This window comes from Micrococcus sp. HSID17227 (assembly GCF_003989405.1).
Classification (GTDB): Bacteria; Actinomycetota; Actinomycetes; order Actinomycetales; family Micrococcaceae; genus Micrococcus; species Micrococcus luteus.
Map to the genome: position 1 here is coordinate 15871 of NZ_RBLN01000005.1, position 16160 is coordinate 32030.

The 16160-nt window shown below is 72.0% G+C and carries 15 protein-coding genes; 4 read left to right on the forward strand and 11 right to left on the reverse strand.

Annotated elements, in window-relative coordinates; all coding sequences use genetic code 11:
• Positions 1 to 32: 32 nt before the first annotated feature.
• Both nrdI and nrdH read right to left on the reverse strand, forming a co-directional pair.
• On the reverse strand, positions 33 to 500 hold the full coding sequence (nrdI, locus tag D8M29_RS00780; RefSeq protein WP_004167610.1) for a class Ib ribonucleoside-diphosphate reductase assembly flavoprotein NrdI: 468 nt from the start codon (positions 498 to 500) through the stop codon (positions 33 to 35).
• 11 nt (positions 501 to 511) lie between these two features.
• Positions 512 to 757, reverse strand: a complete 246-nt coding sequence (gene nrdH / locus D8M29_RS00785) for a glutaredoxin-like protein NrdH (protein WP_036313172.1) — start codon at positions 755 to 757, stop codon at positions 512 to 514.
• A gap of 411 nt (positions 758 to 1168) precedes the next feature.
• Here nrdH and D8M29_RS00790 point away from each other — a divergent pair, with 411 nt between their 5' ends.
• Positions 1169 to 1474: a GNAT family N-acetyltransferase gene (locus D8M29_RS00790; RefSeq protein WP_095354181.1), complete on the forward strand. Its 306-nt coding sequence runs from the start codon at positions 1169 to 1171 to the stop codon at positions 1472 to 1474.
• A gap of 9 nt (positions 1475 to 1483) precedes the next feature.
• Here D8M29_RS00790 and D8M29_RS00795 read toward each other — a convergent pair whose 3' ends face one another.
• The 5 genes from D8M29_RS00795 to D8M29_RS00815 all read right to left on the reverse strand — a co-directional run bounded on the left by D8M29_RS00795 (position 1484) and on the right by D8M29_RS00815 (position 7081).
• On the reverse strand, positions 1484 to 2527 hold the full coding sequence (locus D8M29_RS00795; RefSeq protein ID WP_127445755.1) for a hypothetical protein: 1044 nt from the start codon (positions 2525 to 2527) through the stop codon (positions 1484 to 1486).
• 202 nt (positions 2528 to 2729) lie between these two features.
• A complete protein-coding gene (locus D8M29_RS00800) occupies positions 2730 to 3800 on the reverse strand; it encodes a DUF305 domain-containing protein (protein ID WP_036313160.1) in 1071 nt (356 codons plus the stop codon).
• 122 nt (positions 3801 to 3922) lie between these two features.
• A complete protein-coding gene (locus tag D8M29_RS00805; protein WP_078026100.1) occupies positions 3923 to 4828 on the reverse strand; it encodes a class F sortase in 906 nt (301 codons plus the stop codon).
• A 289-nt stretch (positions 4829 to 5117) separates the two neighbouring features.
• Positions 5118 to 6041: an Ig-like domain-containing protein gene (locus tag D8M29_RS00810; protein WP_127435148.1), complete on the reverse strand. Its 924-nt coding sequence runs from the start codon at positions 6039 to 6041 to the stop codon at positions 5118 to 5120.
• A 131-nt stretch (positions 6042 to 6172) separates the two neighbouring features.
• Positions 6173 to 7081, reverse strand: a complete 909-nt coding sequence (locus D8M29_RS00815) for a LysR family transcriptional regulator (RefSeq protein ID WP_127435147.1) — start codon at positions 7079 to 7081, stop codon at positions 6173 to 6175.
• A 145-nt stretch (positions 7082 to 7226) separates the two neighbouring features.
• Between D8M29_RS00815 and gabT the strand changes: the two genes are divergently transcribed.
• Positions 7227 to 8549, forward strand: a complete 1323-nt coding sequence (gene gabT, locus D8M29_RS00820; RefSeq protein ID WP_127435146.1) for a 4-aminobutyrate--2-oxoglutarate transaminase — start codon at positions 7227 to 7229, stop codon at positions 8547 to 8549.
• 81 nt (positions 8550 to 8630) lie between these two features.
• On the opposite strand, the gene D8M29_RS00825 is transcribed toward gabT, so the two are convergent.
• A complete protein-coding gene (locus tag D8M29_RS00825) occupies positions 8631 to 8942 on the reverse strand; it encodes a hypothetical protein (protein ID WP_127435145.1) in 312 nt (103 codons plus the stop codon).
• Positions 8943 to 9253: 311 nt separating this feature from the next.
• Between D8M29_RS00825 and D8M29_RS00830 the strand changes: the two genes are divergently transcribed.
• On the forward strand, positions 9254 to 10567 hold the full coding sequence (locus D8M29_RS00830; protein ID WP_238692760.1) for an APC family permease: 1314 nt from the start codon (positions 9254 to 9256) through the stop codon (positions 10565 to 10567).
• An 82-nt stretch (positions 10568 to 10649) separates the two neighbouring features.
• Here D8M29_RS00830 and D8M29_RS00835 read toward each other — a convergent pair whose 3' ends face one another.
• From D8M29_RS00835 to D8M29_RS00845, 3 genes are read right to left on the reverse strand one after another with little or no spacing between them, the layout of a single operon-like run.
• Positions 10650 to 12035: an NAD-dependent succinate-semialdehyde dehydrogenase gene (locus tag D8M29_RS00835; protein ID WP_036340938.1), complete on the reverse strand. Its 1386-nt coding sequence runs from the start codon at positions 12033 to 12035 to the stop codon at positions 10650 to 10652.
• Positions 12032 to 13693: an APC family permease gene (locus D8M29_RS00840; protein WP_036316957.1), complete on the reverse strand. Its 1662-nt coding sequence runs from the start codon at positions 13691 to 13693 to the stop codon at positions 12032 to 12034. The genes D8M29_RS00835 and D8M29_RS00840 overlap by 4 nt, the downstream gene beginning before the upstream one ends.
• A 26-nt stretch (positions 13694 to 13719) precedes the next feature.
• The gene (locus D8M29_RS00845) at positions 13720 to 15252 is read right to left on the reverse strand and encodes an NAD(P)/FAD-dependent oxidoreductase (RefSeq protein ID WP_041103003.1); all 1533 of its coding nucleotides are present in this window, start codon (positions 15250 to 15252) and stop codon (positions 13720 to 13722) included.
• Positions 15253 to 15413: 161 nt separating this feature from the next.
• Between D8M29_RS00845 and D8M29_RS00850 the strand changes: the two genes are divergently transcribed.
• Entirely contained in the window at positions 15414 to 16106 is a 693-nt protein-coding gene (locus D8M29_RS00850) for a TetR/AcrR family transcriptional regulator (RefSeq protein ID WP_036381598.1), read from the forward strand.
• The last annotated feature ends 54 nt before the right edge of the window (positions 16107 to 16160 follow it).

Here is a 16160-nt window from a genome sequence, read left to right on the forward strand (position 1 = left end):
GATGAGGTCCGCCTCGGTGGGTGCGGTGGTGGTCATGTCCACAGTCCTTCCAGGCCGCCGCGGACGCGTTCGACGTCGTCGGGCGTGCCCATCAGCTCGAATTTGTACATGAGGGGGACCTGGCACTTGCGGGAGATGATGTAGCCGGCCAGGCAGTAGCCCTCATGGAAGTTGGTGTTCCCGGACGCGATCACGCCCCGAATCCAGTGACGGTTCTCCGGGACGTTGAGGAACTTGATCACCTGCTTCGGGACCGCGCCCGGCCCGCTGCCCCCGCCGTAGGTGGGGGTCATCAGGACGTACGGGGCGGTGGCCCCGAGGGTGGGCTCCCGGGTGATCAACGGCAGTCGAGCCACCCGGTCCTCGGGCAGCTCGAGCTTCTCGACGAAGCGGTGCGTGTAGTTGGAGGCGGAGGAGAAGTAGATCAGTCCCGCGTCGGTGGGGACGAGCCCCTGCGCCTCGGCCGAGCGGATGTGGCTCGGGTCCGCGGCGACGGTCATGTCGACTCCGGTCAGGCCACCGATGCCGCGGCGGACTCGGCGAGCTCGGCGATCTTGTCCGGGCGGAAGCCGGACCAGGAGTCGGTCTCGGTGACGACGACGGGGGCCTGCATGAAGCCGAGGGCACGGACGCGCTCGAGGGCGGCGGGGTCCTGGGACATGTCCACGACCTCGTAGGCGATGCCCTTCTTGTCCAGTGCACGGTAGGTGGCGTTGCACTGCACGCAGGCCGGCTTGGTGTACACGGTGACGGTCATGGCGATCCCTGTTCCTTCGTGGTCTCTGGTGGTCTGCGGGTGTCGGCGCGGCGCCCGCGAGGTGAATCACGGGGCGTGCCGAACATCTGCGTCGATACTACATCTAGTGATCACAGCCGGGAACCATCCCTACATGTAGTAGTCACACCGCTGTAGTTACGTATCCCCACCCTCTGGCCATCCTGTCCACACCCTGCTGTGCGAGACGATCCGCGCGGACATGCGGGACACGCCGGGACCGAGGTCGACTGTCCACAGCCGGTGGAGATCTCGGGGCCGGGTTCCCACAGCCGGAAAGTCGGGTTCGCCACGTCCGCGAGCGGCGTGTCCGGCCCCCGCGGACCACTACATGTAGGAGCCCGCCGCCGGCCGGCGTCGGAATACCCCGTGACCACCGGGGGTTGCCCCGGCATGAGCACCTCCCCCACCGTCACCCGCAATGACGCCGAGTCCCGCTACGAGCTCCACGACGGCGGCACACTGCTCGCCGTCCTCGACTTCCGGGACAACGGCGCGGCCGTCTCCCTGAACCGCGCGTTCACCATCCCGGTGCACCGCGGCCGGGGCCACGCCGCCGCGCTGACCGCGGGCGCCGTCGAGGACATCGCGACGAACGGCGGCCCCGCAGGGGGCCGCCGCATCGTGCCGATGTGCTGGTACGTCGCCCAGTGGTTCGACGAGCACCCGGAGAAGAGCGCGCTGCTCGCGCCCCACTGACCGGCGCGGTCAGGCCGCGACGCGGTGCCGGCGCACCACGGCCAGGACGCCCGCGGCCAGCACCGCGACGGCGACGGGCCACGCCGCCGGACCACGCCCGGTCTCGACCGTGTCCGGCACCGTGTGCTCGCCGTCGGCCGGATCCGCAGGGGTCTCGGGCTCCGCCGGCGAGGTGGGAGTGTCGGGATCGGCCGGCTGGCCCGGAGCGTCGTCGAACGGGCCGGCCACGGGGAAGGTCACGAACCCCGGGATCCGCCCGTTCTCCCAGTCGTAGAGGTCCACGCGGGGATCGCCGAACCGCACGGTCACCGTCCGCGTCGTCGTCACGCCGTCCCTCGTGGCCCGCAGGGTGACGGTGTCGGATCCGGTGAAGCCCTCGGGCGCCTGGTACACGTAGCCGCGCGGCCCGCCGGTCTCCTCCTCCGTCACCTCGACGACCCGACCCTCGGCCGGGCCCGCGACGAGCGTCAGCGGCGCCGCCTCATCGCCCGTGTACGAGGAGATGAACACGTGTCGCTCCCCCGGCGCCGCGAGCAGGGTGGTGTCCCAGGCGGTGGGGAGCATGTGGAAGCCGAGCTCATGACGCTGGTCGGCGCGCAGCGGCTCGCCCGGGTCAGCGTCGGTGAGGTCGGCGTCCGGACCGTAGGTGAGGGCGGCCACCTCGCCGCCCAGGACGTAGAGGGTGTAGACGACGGGACCGGTCCCCGACTCGCCCAGGCTCCGCCGGGCCGCGGCGACGTCGAAGTCACCGCGCTCCAACTCGTCGTCGTACGTGAACGGGACCTCGGTCTCGGCGCCGCGGGCCTCCCCCTCCAGCACCGGAGCCACCGTCAGGCGGACGTCGGACTCGTCCACCTCGAACTCGGTGCCGAAGGAGGCACCGGTCTCACCCTCCGCGCTGGCCACGAGGAAGGATCCGCCGGGCAGGCCGTGCTCGGCGGTCCATCCAGCGGGGTGGGCGGGTGAGGCGAGGGCAGGGGTCGCCCCCAGGCCGGTGAGAAGGACGCCGGCGCCCAGGGCGGCGGCAAGGCGGGTCGGTCGGGCGGTGCGCATCGTGCTCCTCCAGGGGTGCGGTGCTGCGACGGGCTGAAGGGTTCTCCGGCTCGGACGCCCGAGGTCGACCGGATGCCGCACTCGCCGCGTCGGCACGAATCTACGCCGCACGGACGTGAGGCGGGTCACCATCCGGTGACGAAGCGCTATCGACTCGGTCACGGCGACGCGCGATGCGGATCGGGCCGGCCGGCGCCGCGCGTCAGCGGGATGCGCTGGGCGAGGGGCTTGCCCCGGAGGAGGGGCGCGGGGTGGCCTGCGCCGTGTCGGCCGGGCTGGGCGACGGGCTCGCCGATGCGGCGTCCCGCCCCCGCTGGTCCTCGGCGTCCCGGCCGGACGCGCTGGCGGAGCCCGACGCGCTGGAGGAACTGGGCGAGCTCGACGACGGCAGCACCGGCTTCTGGGTGGCGCGGAAGCTGCGCACCCGCTGCAGCGGCTCCGGGACGAAGTCCGAGGGGACGGAGCCGCCGTCCGCGCCGGTGCCCTCGATCTTGATGGGGCCGGTGAACCCGGACGGTTCCGCCGTGCGCGCCCCGCTCGACCCGATCACGCCCATCTCCCCGAGCGTCGCGGCCAAACTCTCCAGCTCCTTGCGATGGCCCTCGACCACGCTGGAGGCCAGCTCCTTCGCCGCGTCGTCCGAGCCGTCCTCCGCCTCCGTGGCGGAGATCGTCAGCGCGCCCTGATAGAGGCGGCGCATCTGGAGCAGGTAGATCCGTCCTGCCTCCTCCGGCTCGGCGGCGGCCAGCACGTTCTTCTCCCGGTCGGACAGGAGTCCGGCGCGCAGCTCGTCGCCCACGATCTGGGTCGGCTCCGCGTCCTCCGTGGACTCGGGCTGCGCAGACGGGGTCGACTCGGCACCCGCACCGCGCACGTCATCCGAGGGGACGCCCCAGCCCTCGAGCATCGACTCGAGCCGGCCCGCCCGCTCCTCGTGCTCGGACTTCATCCGTTCGGCGGTGGCCCGGATCTCCTGGTCCACGCCGTCCTTGCCCAGCACCTGATCGGACTGCTGGATCGCGTCGCGGTGGTTGCGCAGCAGCAGACCCGCGAACTGGATGTCCGCCGCGAGCGGGTCGGCGGACGTCTGGCTGGGGCTGGCCAGCACGCCCTCCAGGTAGGTGTTCCCCGCCTCCGTGCCACCGGTCTGTCCGGGCTCCTCGGCGACGCTGCAGCCGCCGGTGGCCAGGGTGATGCTCAGGAGCGCCCCTCCGACGGCCACGCTCCAGCGGCGGGGGCGCACGCGGGCGGGGGCGATGTCGGCTCGGCTCATGGGCGCAGGTCCTCTCGGCGGTCGTCACCCGGTCACGGGGTCAATGGCGGTCCGACGCGGTCGGCCGCCCCGGCCTCCCCAGGGTACCCCTCCGGCCTCCCTGCCCCGGGGTCACCGCGGCCTCAGGCGACGCGGGTGGCCTGCACCACCCAGTTGTTGAAGGCGTTCCCGGCCATCCCGGTGCCCGGCACGAGGTCGCACGTGATCAGCGTGACCTTCGCGTCGTCGCCCCCGGGCTCCCAGGCCCAGCGGTTCGCCGGATCCTGGGTGAGCGCCTCCTTCTCCACCGAGACCGCGTCCGAGTCCGCCTCGAAGGCGGCCTGCGTGCCGTCGTCGTATGTCACCACGACGACGGCACCCGCGCGCACGTCGCCCAGGTTCCAGAACACGTCCCGCACGCCGTGGTAGACGACGTGCCCGGCCAGGACCCCCGCGTACCGGGACCGCTCCCCCGGCGTGGTGCCCCACTGCGGCGGGCCGTACCAGCCGACCGTCTGTGGCTCCGGGTCCAGGTCGCCGCCCTCATCCAACTGCGTGAGGTCGATCCCCGCTCCGACGATCTGCTCGCCGTCCTGGTGGACGTCCACGTGCACGGGCGTCGCCGTGACCTCGTCCCACGGGGCGGCGGGGCCGGAGAGGTGGGCGGCCGCGGCGGGGGTCGGCTCCTCGGACGGTGCCGGCTCCTCGGACGGCGCCGGCTCCTCGGTGGGGGTCGGCTCCTCGGACGGCGTGGGTGTGCCGGCGAGCTCCTGGGTCTCGACGGGAACCGCCGCCTCCCGCGTGGGTGACGCCGAGGACGGGCTCGGCGTCGGGGTCGGGGTGGCCGTCGTTGCGGGGCTGGGCGTGAAGCGTGCCGAGGACGGCGACGGCGACGGCGACGGGGTCGCGGACGCCGTGGCGCTGAGGGTGGGGGCGGCGCTGATCGGCACGGCGCCGACCGCCAGCACCCCGCGCAGCGCGAGGAACACGAGTCCCAGGCACAGCAGCACCAGGACCACCCACAGGGCGCGTCGGACGGTGGTGTTCATCCGGGTTCTCCCCTCGTGTGCATCGACGCGGCCCGCCCGGGGCCGCGTCCGACGACGGCATGGTCTCACGCGCTCCGGCCTCGGCCCGGCGCGTCGTCCGTTCGGGATGGCCGAGGCGACCGGGACGCGGGTGCGCCCCGGCCGCCTCGGTGCGGGCTCAGGCCAGGCCGAAGGTGCGGCGCAGGCGCACCAGAACGCCGGCGGCCAGGGCGCCGATGGCGGCCAGGCCCCACGCGGAGCCGTTGCCGGTCTCGACCGTGTCCGGGACGGTGTGGCCGTCCTCGGCCGGCTACTCGGGAGCCGGGGCCGCGGGCTCGCCCTCGTCGACGACCGGTTCGGCCGGCTGCTCGGGCTCGGCGGGCTCCTCGGGGGCGGGGGCCGGATCGACCGGCTCCTCCGGGGCGGGCTCGGGTTCCGGAGCCGGCTCGGGGGCGGGCTCGGGTTCCGGAGCCGGCTCCGGCTCCGGCTGCGGCTCGGGGGCCGGCGCCGGGTCGATCGGGGTGGGCGTGGAGTCGCCCGGCAGGTCGAGCACCTCCACGGTGAACTCGACCGTCCGGGTGACGCCGTTCGCGGTCATCACCACGGTGAAGGTGTCGGTCCCGAGGAAGTCCTTCTCCGGGGTGTAGCCGAAGGAGGTCCCGCCGATCTCGACGGTCCCGTGCTTCGGCGCCACGGTGAGCTCGGCGTCGATCGGGCTCGGCACGCCGCCGTCCTCGGTCACGAGGGACTCGACGACGGTCGCGTTCTGGTCCGTGTAGACCCGCCACGTGGCGACCTCGGCCCAGTCCTCGAACGGGATGAACTCCTCGGCCTCGATCGGGGTCATGGTGCCGTCGGCGGCGAAGGCCGCGCCGAAGGCGAGCTGGCCGGCGCCGTAGACGTGCACCTCGTAGGGCTGCGCCAGGTCGCCGCCGAGGACCTGCTCGATGTCGTGCATGAACACGGCGCCCATGTCGTCCTCGGTGATGAAGTCGACCTGGATCTCGGTCTCCTCCCCCGACGCGGTGACGACGACGGCACGGATGTCCTCGGTCGCGAAGTTGTCGTAGAGGACGAACTCCATCAGGTCGTCGTCCGCGCTGACGAACGTGCCGGACGGGGTGCCGTGCTCGGGCGTCCAGGTGGCGGCGTGGGCCGGGGCGGCGGCGACGCCGACGAGGACGGCTGCACCGAGGGCGGCGGCGGACAGGCGGGCGGGGAACTGCAGGGACATGGGGTCCTCCGGTTCGGCGGTGCGGGCGTGGTGTCACCCCGAGTGAGTGCAGGTGACGTGGGTCACGGACACGTCGATCCTATCTGCCACATGTGCATCTGGTGAGCGCCGCCTGGCCGCAGCCGCAGAATTCACTCACTCTTCATGTGGGACGCCGCATCCCCGGGCTCGGCATAGCGGTCCCAGACGAAGGCCTGCAGCCGACGGGCGATCGCCTCCAGCGTCGCGGCGGCGAAGTGATCCTCCCGCCATGCCGCGTGCAGTCGCACCGCGAGCGCCCGCCCCTGCGCGATGACCCGCACCGGCGTCAGCTCGAAGGCCGGGTCCTCGGTGACGACGGCGACGCCCGCCCCCGTCGCGACCAGGGCCTGGGCCACCCGCCCGGAGTTCGCCTCGACGAGGGCCGGTGGCGTGAGGCCCGCCACGGCCACGGCGCCGTCGAGGACGCGCCGCGCCATGAAGGTGCGGGCGGGCGCGACGACGGGCTGGGCCACGAGGTCGTCGAGGGACACCCGCGTCCGGCCTGCCCAGGGGTGGCCCGGGGCGACGTACGCCCAGACCGGCAGGTCCATCAGCGGCAGCGACGCGACGGAGGGAGGCGGCACCGTCGGCATCACCACGAGGTCGTGCCGCGCGACGGCGTCGAGCAGCGAGTCGTCGAGCTGGGTCTCCGCCACGCGCGGGCGCGGGTCCTCCTCGCCGAAGGTGGCCACGAACGGCAGCACGACGTCGATGAGGGTGGTGCCCGGTGCGGCCACGGCCACGTCCGTGAGCCGCCCGGAGGCGAGCGCGCGGGCCGCCTGCTCCGCCCGTCGATGGGCGACGAGAACCTCGCGCGCCACCGGGAGGAACGCCTCGCCGGCCGTCGTCAGCTCGAGCCGGCCGCTGACCCGGGCGAACAGGGGCAGGCGCAGCTCACGCTGCAGCCGCTGCAGCTGCCGACTGAGCGCGGACTGCACGAGATCCAGGCGGATCGCCGCCCCCGAGACCGTGCCGACCTCGGCCACCGTGACGAAGGCCCGGAGCAGTTTCTCCTCCATGCCGGATGAGCATAGCCGCCATGCCAGATGATCACTGGACGGCATGGACTCAACGCCCCACCATGGGAGGACGCGGCCCGACGCGTCGTTGTCGTGCCCACCCGTCGTCCCCGCTCCCCGTGAGCCGTCCCCAGGAGGCACCCCCATGACCGCCACCCCCGACCTCGAGCAGACCCGCCATCTGGCCACCGAGCTGCCCGGCCCTCGCTCCCGTGAGCTCGCCGAGCGCCAGCAGCGTGCCGTCCCGGCCGGCGTGGCCACCACCATGCCGGTGTACGCGGCCCGCGCCGCGGGCGGCATCCTCGAGGACGTGGACGGCAACCGGCTGATCGACCTGGCCTCCGGCATCGCCGTGACCTCCGTGGGCGCCTCCCACCCGCGCGTCGTGGCCGCCGTCCAGGAGCAGGTCGCGCGGTTCACCCACACCTCGTTCATGATCACGCCCTACGAGGGCTACGTGGCCGTGGCCGAGCAGCTGGACCGCACCAGCCCGATCCCCGGCGAGACCCGCACCGCCCTGTTCAACTCCGGCGCCGAGGCCGTGGAGAACGCCGTCAAGGTGGCCCGCGCCTACACCGGCAAGCAGGCCGTGGCCGCGTTCGACCACGCCTATCACGGCCGCACCACCCTGACGATGGCGCTCACCGCCAAGTCCATGCCCTACAAGCACAGCTTCGGACCGTTCGCCCCCGAGATCTACCGCGTGCCCGGCTCCTACCCGCTGCGCGACGGCCTGTCCGGCGCCGAGGCCGCGCAGCGTGCCATCTCCGCGCTGGAGAAGCAGATCGGCGCCGACAACCTGGCCGCCGTGATCATGGAGCCGGTCCAGGGCGAGGGCGGCTTCATCGTCCCGGCCGAGGGCTTCCTGCCGGCCGTGGTCGAGTGGTGCAAGGCCAACGGCGTCCTGTTCATCGCGGATGAGGTCCAGTCCGGCATCGCCCGCACCGGCACCTGGTTCGCCTCCGAGACCGAGGGCATCGAGCCGGACCTGATGGCGACCGCCAAGGGCATCGCCGGCGGCATGCCGCTCTCCGGCGTCACCGGCCGCGCCGAGGTGATGGACTCCGTGCACCCGGGCGGCCTCGGGGGCACCTACGGGGGCAACCCCGTCGCCACGGCGGCGGCGCTCGCCGTGTTCGAGGCCGTCGAGGAGGGCGGTCTCCTGGAGAAGGCCCGCCGGATCGAGCAGGTCATCCGCGAGCACTTCGAGCAGAACGCCGACGACCGCATCGCCGAGGTCCGCGGCCGCGGCGCGATGATGGCGATCGAGTTCGTGGACCCCGCCACCGGCGAGCCGGACGCGACGCTGACCGCCACCGTGGCCGCGGCCGTGCGCGCCACCGGCGTCATCCTGCTCACGTGCGGCACCTACGGCAACGTCATCCGCTTCCTGCCGCCGCTGACCATCGGTGAGGACCTCCTCAAGGAGGGCCTGAGCGAGGTCACGAAGGCGCTGCGGTCCGCCTGAGCCCCCGCCACCGGCGGACCGACGACGACGGCCCCGCATCCCCGTCCGGGATGCGGGGCCGTCCGCCTGTCGGCAGAGGACTCAGATGTCGTCCTCGTAGGCGGGGCCGCCTTCGTTCTCCATGGCCTCGAGGCGCCGGGACTTCTCGGCGGTGAAGATCCGGCGGACCCCCGTGCCGCCGAACTCGTCCTCCGGGACCAGCCCGACGCCGTACTTCCGCAGGGCCTTCTCCAGACGCAGACGCTCGTCCACCCGCAGGTCGGCCAGCCCCTTCTCGAAGCGGCGCAGCTGCTCCTTCTCGAGGCCGGCCGCGGTGGCCAGGGTGCGGACACTGACCTGGGCGAGAGCGCGGCCGGCACGCGCCACGTCGAAGGTCATCGGGGTGGGGTACATCAGACATTCTCGATTCTGCAGTTCTCGACGGGGATCCGATCCATGATGGCCACGCCCCGGATGAAGGGACAAGGGCGCGCCAGCCTAGAACCCGCTGTGCGGTAGGCACCCAGCCGACGGAGACGACCCTGGCCGACGATCGGGGAGAATATGGCGGTCATCACTCCCCCACCCCCGAGAAAGGGGGCTCCATGAGCCACGTGACCTCTTCCCCGCCCGAGACAGGGCCGGGTCTCAAGAAGACCCTCTCGTCGCTCGACGCCTACGCCATGGGCTTCGGCGCCATGATCGGCTTCGGCTGAGTCGTCCTCGTGGGCGGCTGGCTCAAGAACGCCGGCACCTTGGGCTCGATCATCGCGATCGTCTCCGGCGGCCTGATCATGACCGTCGTCGCGCTGGTGTACGCCGAGCTCGTCGCAGCGATCCCGAAGGCCGGAGGCGAGCATCACTTCCTGCTGCGTGGCATGGGCGCGCGGTGGAGCTTCCTCGGCTCGTGGGGCATCACGGGCGGATACATCTCGATCGTCGCGTTCGAGGCCGTCGCCCTCCCCCGCACCACCGCGTACATCTGGCCCGAGATCGAGTCGATCCCGCTGTGGAACGCCTTCGGCTCGGACGTCTACCTCGTCTGGGCGCTGGTCGGCGCCGGGGCCGCCGTGGTCATCACCTGGATCAACTACATCGGCGTCAAACTGGCCGGCATCGTGCAGACGATCGTCGTCGCCACGCTGCTCGTCATCGGCGCACTCCTGGTGTTCGGGGCCGGAACGGGTGGCTCCGTCGCGAACTTCGAGCCGCTCTTCACGGACGCCCGGGGCCTCTTCACGGTGATGGTCGTCGTGCCGTTCCTCTTCGTGGGCTTCGACGTCATCCCTCAGTCGGCCGAGGAGCTCAACATGCCCCCTCGCCGCATGGGCGTGATGATCATCGTCTCGGTGGCCGCCGCGACCCTCTGGTACATCATGGTGATCCTGACGAACGCGTCCTCGATGCCCCGTGAGCAGCTCGTGAACGCCGACCTCGTGACGGCTGACGCCATGGCGGCCCTGTTCCACAGCCCGGCCATGGCCAACGTGCTGCTCGTGGGCGGCCTGGCCGGCATCCTCACCTCCTGGATCGCCCTGCTCATGGGCGCGGCTCGCCTGCTCTACGCGATGGGCGTCTCGGGCATGCTGCCCCGCTGGTTCGGACACATCCACCCGAAGTACCGGACCCCGTCGAACGCGGTGCTGTTCATCGGCGTGCTCTCCATCGCGGCGCCGTTCTTCGGCGCGGGCGCCCTGGGCTGGTTCGTGGACTCCGGCTCCCCGTCCATCGTGTTCACCTACATGATGGTCTGCGTCGTGTTCCTGCTCCTGCGCCGCCGCGAGCCGGAGATGGACCGCCCCTTCCGCGCGGGCGGCGCGACCGCCGGGCGAGTGCTGGGCGTGACCGGTGTGATCCTCACTGCGGGGCTGCTCAGCCTCTACATTCCGGGGATGCCCGCCTCCATCGCCCCGATGGCCTATGCCTTCTTCGGCCTGTGGTGGCTGCTCGGCTTCGTTTTCCTGTTCCGCATCCCGCGCGGGATCACCCCGGGCGAGGACGCAGAGGAGCGTCTGCTGGAACGTCTGGCGCGTCGCTGACCCACTGCTCCCGCCACGCCGGCGGGACGCGGACGGGCCCGCCTCCGGTCACCGGAGGCGGGCCCGTCGTCGTCGTGGGGTGTCAGTCCTGGACGAAGTACGTCTGCTTGTTGACGAACTCGTCCATGCCGAGCGGGCCGAGCTCGCGGCCGAAGCCGGAGCGCTTGACGCCGCCGAACGGGATCTCCGCCCCTTCTCCCGCCGGCGTGTTGACGTTGGCCATGCCGACCTCGAGCTGCCGGGCGATCCGCTCGGCCTGGGCCTCGTCCTGGGAGAACACGGCGCCGCCCAGGCCGTACTGGGAGTCGTTGGCGAGGGCGAGCGCCTCGTCCGCGGACTCCACCTTGTAGACGACGGCGACGGGGCCGAAGAGCTCCTCGCGGTAGGCGTCCATCTCGGAGGTGACGCCCGTGATCACGGCCGGGGCGAAGCGGGCGCCCGCCTCGTCCGTGACGGTCCCGCCGACGTGGACGGTCGCGCCCTGCTGACGGGCCCGCTCCACCTGCTCGGCCAGGCCCTCGGCGGCACCGCGCGAGGACAGCGGGGTGAACACCGTCGGGTCCTCGTCGGCGGCCTCCCCGGGCTTCATGGCGTCGGCCAGGGACACCAGCTCGGCCACGAAGGCGTCATGGATGTCCGCCGAGACGATCATGCGCTTGTTGGAGTTGCAGGCCTGGCCCATGTTGTACATGCGGGTCGCCCACGCGGTGCGGGCGGCCTCGGCCGGATCCTCGGCGTCGAGCACGATGTACGGGTCCGACCCGCCGAGCTCGAGGACGGCCTTCTTGAGGTGCTGGCCCGCGAGCGCGCCGATCACGGAGCCGGCCCGCTCGGAGCCGGTCAGGGAGACGCCGGCCACGCGCGGGTCGGCGATGAACTCGGCGATCTGGTCGTGCGTGGCGAACACGTTGGTGTACACGCCGGCCGGCACGCCGGCGTCGTCCATGATCTGCTGCACGGCCAGGGCCGAGCGCGGGCAGATCTCGGCGTGCTTGAGCACGATCGCGTTGCCGAGCATGAGGTTCGGCGCGGCGAAACGGGCGATCTGGTAGTACGGGAAGTTCCACGGCATGACGCCCAGCAGCACACCCAGGGGCAGGTGGCGGATCATGGCGCGGCCGCCCCCGTAGGTCTCGATGGGGCGGTCCGCGGCGAGGGTGGGGCCCTTGTCCGCGAAGTAGCCGAAGATGGCCGAGCTGAACTCCGCCTCCTCGACGCCCTCGGTCACGCGCTTGCCCATCTCGGTGGCGATGATCTGCGCGAGCTCGTCTTTGCGCTCCTCGAAGAGGTCCGCGACCTTCTGCACGATGGTGGCGCGTTCCTCGATGGGGCGGGCGGCCCATGCGCGCTGGGCGGTCTCGGCGGCGGCCAGCACCTGGTCGACCTCACCGTCGGCGAGGGCGGGGAAGGTCTCCACGACCTGGTCGGTGCTGGGGTCCTGCACGCGATAGCCGGTGGGGGTGCTCATGAGTGGGTCCTCTCGTTGGGGTCCCGGACCACGGCAGTGCCGTCGTCGTCCGGACGGATGATCGGGATGGGTCGGGTCGAGTCCGTCTGCGGCAGGGTCTCGCCACGGAAGTAGGCCGGGTGGCGCAGCCGCGTCCACATCATCAGTACCACGCCGATGGCCAGCACGCCCATGCCCAGGATGAACACGGTGCCGACACCGAACACGGAGGAGCCGGAGCCGTAGTCGGGGTCGGTGGAGTCCATCGCGGTCACGCAGAACATCACCAGCAGCACGAGGCCGCCGATCAGCGGGAACAGGAAGGTGGTGAGGGCGTTGCCCACCGAGGTGAACCACTCGCGGCGGAAGTACCAGACGCAGGCCAGGGCGGTGATGCCGTAGTAGAAGCAGATCATCAGGCCCAGAGCGGTGATGGTGTCCCACAGGGCGTTCTCGGAGAGCAGCCGCGTGACGACGTAGAAGAGGCCGGCGAAGCCCGCGCACACCCAGGTCGCGAAGGCCGGGCTGTTGAACCGGGGGCTCAGCTCGGCGAAGCGCGCGGGCACAGCCCGGTAGAAGCCCATCGCCAGCAGGGTGCGGGCCGGGGAGACCATGGTGGACTGCAGGGAGGCCAGGGAGCTGACGAGGATCGCGCTGGACATGATCACGGCAAAGGGGCCCAGGATCGGGCCGGCGAGGACCGCGAAGATCGACTCCTGGTTGTCCGGGTTGCCCGCGCCCAGGCCCTCGGAGCCGATGCCCGCCCAGGAGATCACGGCCAGGGCGGACAGGATGTAGACGGCGATGATGACGAACACGGTGACGGCGGCGGCCCGGCCGGGGGTGCGCTCGGGGTCCTTGGTCTCCTCGTTCATCGTGAGGGTCACGTCCCAGCCCCAGAACAGGAAGATGGACAGGGAGACGCCGGCCGCGACCACACTGAAGTCGCCCGCGGTGAACGGGTTGAACCAGTCCAGCTGCACCGGGGTGGGGTCGAAGCCCGCGCCACGGGAGGACTGCGTCAGGGCGGCGACCGCGAACGCACCGAGGGCCAGGATCTGGAAGGCCACCAGGATGTACTGCAGGTGCTTGGTGGTCTCCATGCCGCGGTGCGAGATCCATCCGGCCAGGGCCAGGTACACCAGGGTCAGGGGGATGTTGACCCACAGGTTGCCGGCCAGGTCCGCGATGGCCTGGCTCCCGGTGATCTGGGCGAGCAGCAGGAACGTGAAGTCGACGGCGACGGCCGCCAGGTTGGACAGCACGATCACGGAGGCGGCGATGAGCCCCCAGCCGCCCATCCACCCGACATACGGCCCGAAGGCGTGCGTGGCCCAGGTGAACGACGTGCCGGAGTCCGGCACCCGCGTGTTCAGCGCCCGGTAGCCGAGGGCCACCAGGAGCATCGGGATGAAGCCGAGCAGCAGGATCGCGGGCACGTGGGTGCCGACGGTGCTGATGGTCGGCCCGAGGCCCGAGGTCAACGTGTAGGCGGGGGCGACGACGGAGACGCCGATCACCACCGCCCCGAGCAGGCCGACCTTGCCGGCCTGGAGCCCCTTGTTGCTCACCCCGCCCGGGTTGAGCAGGTTGACCTGCTCGATGGCGGAGGTGGTCGGGTACACGTGCTCGTGTCCCTCATTGTCGACGACGCGGCGTCGTGGGGTGGATGCGCTCATGAGGATGTCCTTGTCCGTCGGGCCGGTCAGCCGGTGGGCTGCCCCGCGTCGGTGGCTTCCCGCTCGGCGATGGCCAGGGCGGCGGCCTCGCCCATGCGGATCGCGCCGTCCACGTGCTGGTAGCCCTCGGCTGCGATGTCCGAGCACGCGTAGTGGATGGGACCGGTCGGGCGGTTCTGGAGGTGGCCCCAGCGGGAGAGCCCGCCGAGGTCGTAGCTGGTGGCGTAGGCGCCTCGGGTCCACTCCTCGGCGGCCATGTCCGAGAGGAAGAACGCGATCGGCTCGAGGGTCCGGGGGCCGAGGTACTCGGCCATGGCGCCGAGGATCGCGGCCTTGCGCTCCTCCTCCGGCAGGGCCCACATCTGCTCCGCGTACACGTCGGACACGAAGCCGACGAGGGTGCCGTGCGGGTCCTCCTTGCCCGGGGCGCCACCGGCCAGGTTCTCGCCGCGGTTGGTGTTGTCATAGATCTCCTGGACGAGACGGCCCCCACCGAAGCACGTGCCGGACAGGCCCTCCTCGCGCCAGAACGGGGTCTCGTACACGGCGTGCACCTTGATGACCAGGCCCATGGAGATGTGCTGGTGCGCGATCTGCTGCTCGCGCGGCATCGGCGGCTCGAAGGAGATGCGGCTGTAGAGGTTCGGCGGGACGGCCAGGACCGCGTAGCGGGCGTGCACCTCGTAGTCGTCAGTGAGCGCCACGACGTCGCCGGCGGCGCCGTCGTGCGCCACGCCGTTGCGCACGTCCGCGGCCACCCCGTTCTTCTCGTCCGCGGTGGACGGGTCCGGCTCGGCCCAGCGCAGGGTGCGCACCGGCTGGCCGAGGACGACGTCGTCGCCCAGCTCGGCGGCCATGGCCAGGGACACGGACTGCATGCCGCCCTCGACGCGCTTGTCCAGGATGAAGTCCTCGTCCACCAGGTTGCGGAACGACCCGGCCGAGGCGGACATGAGCAGCGCCTGGAGCAGGGAGAAGGTGTGGGAGGGCTTGGTCAGCATGCCGGAGGCGATGTAGATGGAGACGTTGTCGATGGCCTCCGGGTCGTCGGACTGCTGCTCCAGCCAGTGCCGGAAGGAGATCTTGTCCAGCTCGGCGGCCCGCGGGTGCTCCCACGGGGCGGCGGCGTCGATCTCGGCGGTCAGTTCGTCGATCTTGGCGATCAGGCGATCCATCTCCCGGTCCGTCTTCTCGGCCACCGGGAAGTCGAGGCCGTCGTAGACGTGGCGTTCTCCGCGCGGGTCCACGTAGACGTTGCGACCGTCGCGGAAGCGGGAGAACGTCGGCAGGCCGAGCTCCTCCACCAGGGAGATGAGGCGGGTCTGGTCCGGGGAGATCCACTGGCCGCCGATCTCGATGAAGTGGTCCTTGCCGTCGGCGCCCTCGACCAGGCCGTTCCAGGTGCGGCCGCCGACGCGCCGGCGAGCCTCCAGGACGGTGACGGACAGGCCCTGGGCCTTCGCGGTGCGGGCGGCCATGAGGCCGGCCGGGCCGGCGCCGATCACGACGACGTCGCTCGTCCGGCGCTCGCGGCCGGCGGTGGCGGGGGCGGTGGTCATGGGGTGCTCCTCTGGCGGGGACGGGGCATCGGGCGGGGCCCGGGTGAATGCCGTTCATTTAGAGTGTCGGCGCTCACTGTACGGGCCGCGCGCCGGGAAGGGAAGGCTGGTCCGTAGCCGGCCTGACACCTCCTGCCCGTCCGACGGGTCAGAATGGCCGGATGGACGAGACCACTGAACCGCCCCGGGCGCGCCGCCGCCGCGGACGACCTCTCTCCCCCGCTCTGAGCCGCGAAGCGATCGCGGACGCGGCGCTCGCGGTCGCCCGCACCGAGGGATACGAAGGGCTCACCATGGCGGCGGTCGGCCGTCGCCTGGGCGTGGCGCCGAGCGCGCTCTACAACCACATCAGCGGCAAGCATGAGCTGCTCGTCCTGCTGCAGGACGCCGTGATGGGCGAGGTCTCGCTCGTCGAGCTGGAGGCCGCGATCCGGGGCGAGGTGCCCGTCGTCGCCGCCCTGCGGGCGTGGGCGCGCTCCTACCGCGACGTCTTCGCGGCCCATCCGCCGCTGATCCCGCTCATCGCGACCCTGCCGATCGAGGGAGCCCCGTCGACGCAGCGGGTCTACGAGACGGTGTGCGCGGTGTTGGCCCGGACCGGTCTGGCGCCGGAGCAGGTGCTGGCCCGGGTGATCGCGCTCGAGTCGTTCATCTACGGGTCTGCGTACGACGTCGACGCTCCGGCCGACATCTTCGAGGTGGCGGGGGCGCAGGAGCGCCTGCCCGCGCTTGGCGCGGCCGCCGAGGCCTTCCGGGCGGGCGGGGGCACGCGCGCGACGGGGGCGCGGAACCCCTATGCGGACGCACCCTTCGAGGAGGGACTGGACCTGCTGCTCGCGGGCCTCGGCGACTGACCCGCGGACTGCCGGCCTCGGCGAGGGCGCTCGAGTCCTCCGCGGAGATCTCCA

Excerpts from the sequence above, each read along its gene's own strand:
- nrdI (WP_004167610.1), bottom strand. The coding sequence starts at position 500 with ATGACCGTCGCCGCGGACCCGAGCCACATCCGCTCGGCCGAGGCGCAG.
- D8M29_RS00815 (WP_127435147.1), bottom strand. The coding sequence starts at position 7,081 with ATGGAGGAGAAACTGCTCCGGGCCTTCGTCACGGTGGCCGAGGTCGGC.
- D8M29_RS00835 (WP_036340938.1), bottom strand. The coding sequence starts at position 12,035 with ATGAGCACCCCCACCGGCTATCGCGTGCAGGACCCCAGCACCGACCAG.
- D8M29_RS00850 (WP_036381598.1), top strand. The coding sequence starts at position 15,414 with ATGGACGAGACCACTGAACCGCCCCGGGCGCGCCGCCGCCGCGGACGA.
- D8M29_RS00840 (WP_036316957.1), bottom strand. The coding sequence starts at position 13,693 with ATGAGCGCATCCACCCCACGACGCCGCGTCGTCGACAATGAGGGACAC.
- D8M29_RS00825 (WP_127435145.1), bottom strand. The coding sequence starts at position 8,942 with ATGTACCCCACCCCGATGACCTTCGACGTGGCGCGTGCCGGCCGCGCT.
- D8M29_RS00790 (WP_095354181.1), top strand. The coding sequence starts at position 1,169 with ATGAGCACCTCCCCCACCGTCACCCGCAATGACGCCGAGTCCCGCTAC.
- D8M29_RS00845 (WP_041103003.1), bottom strand. The coding sequence starts at position 15,252 with ATGACCACCGCCCCCGCCACCGCCGGCCGCGAGCGCCGGACGAGCGAC.
- D8M29_RS00800 (WP_036313160.1), bottom strand. The coding sequence starts at position 3,800 with ATGAGCCGAGCCGACATCGCCCCCGCCCGCGTGCGCCCCCGCCGCTGG.
- D8M29_RS00805 (WP_078026100.1), bottom strand. The coding sequence starts at position 4,828 with ATGAACACCACCGTCCGACGCGCCCTGTGGGTGGTCCTGGTGCTGCTG.
- gabT (WP_127435146.1), top strand. The coding sequence starts at position 7,227 with ATGACCGCCACCCCCGACCTCGAGCAGACCCGCCATCTGGCCACCGAG.
- D8M29_RS00810 (WP_127435148.1), bottom strand. The coding sequence starts at position 6,041 with ATGTCCCTGCAGTTCCCCGCCCGCCTGTCCGCCGCCGCCCTCGGTGCA.
- D8M29_RS00795 (WP_127445755.1), bottom strand. The coding sequence starts at position 2,527 with ATGCGCACCGCCCGACCGACCCGCCTTGCCGCCGCCCTGGGCGCCGGC.
- nrdH (WP_036313172.1), bottom strand. The coding sequence starts at position 757 with ATGACCGTCACCGTGTACACCAAGCCGGCCTGCGTGCAGTGCAACGCC.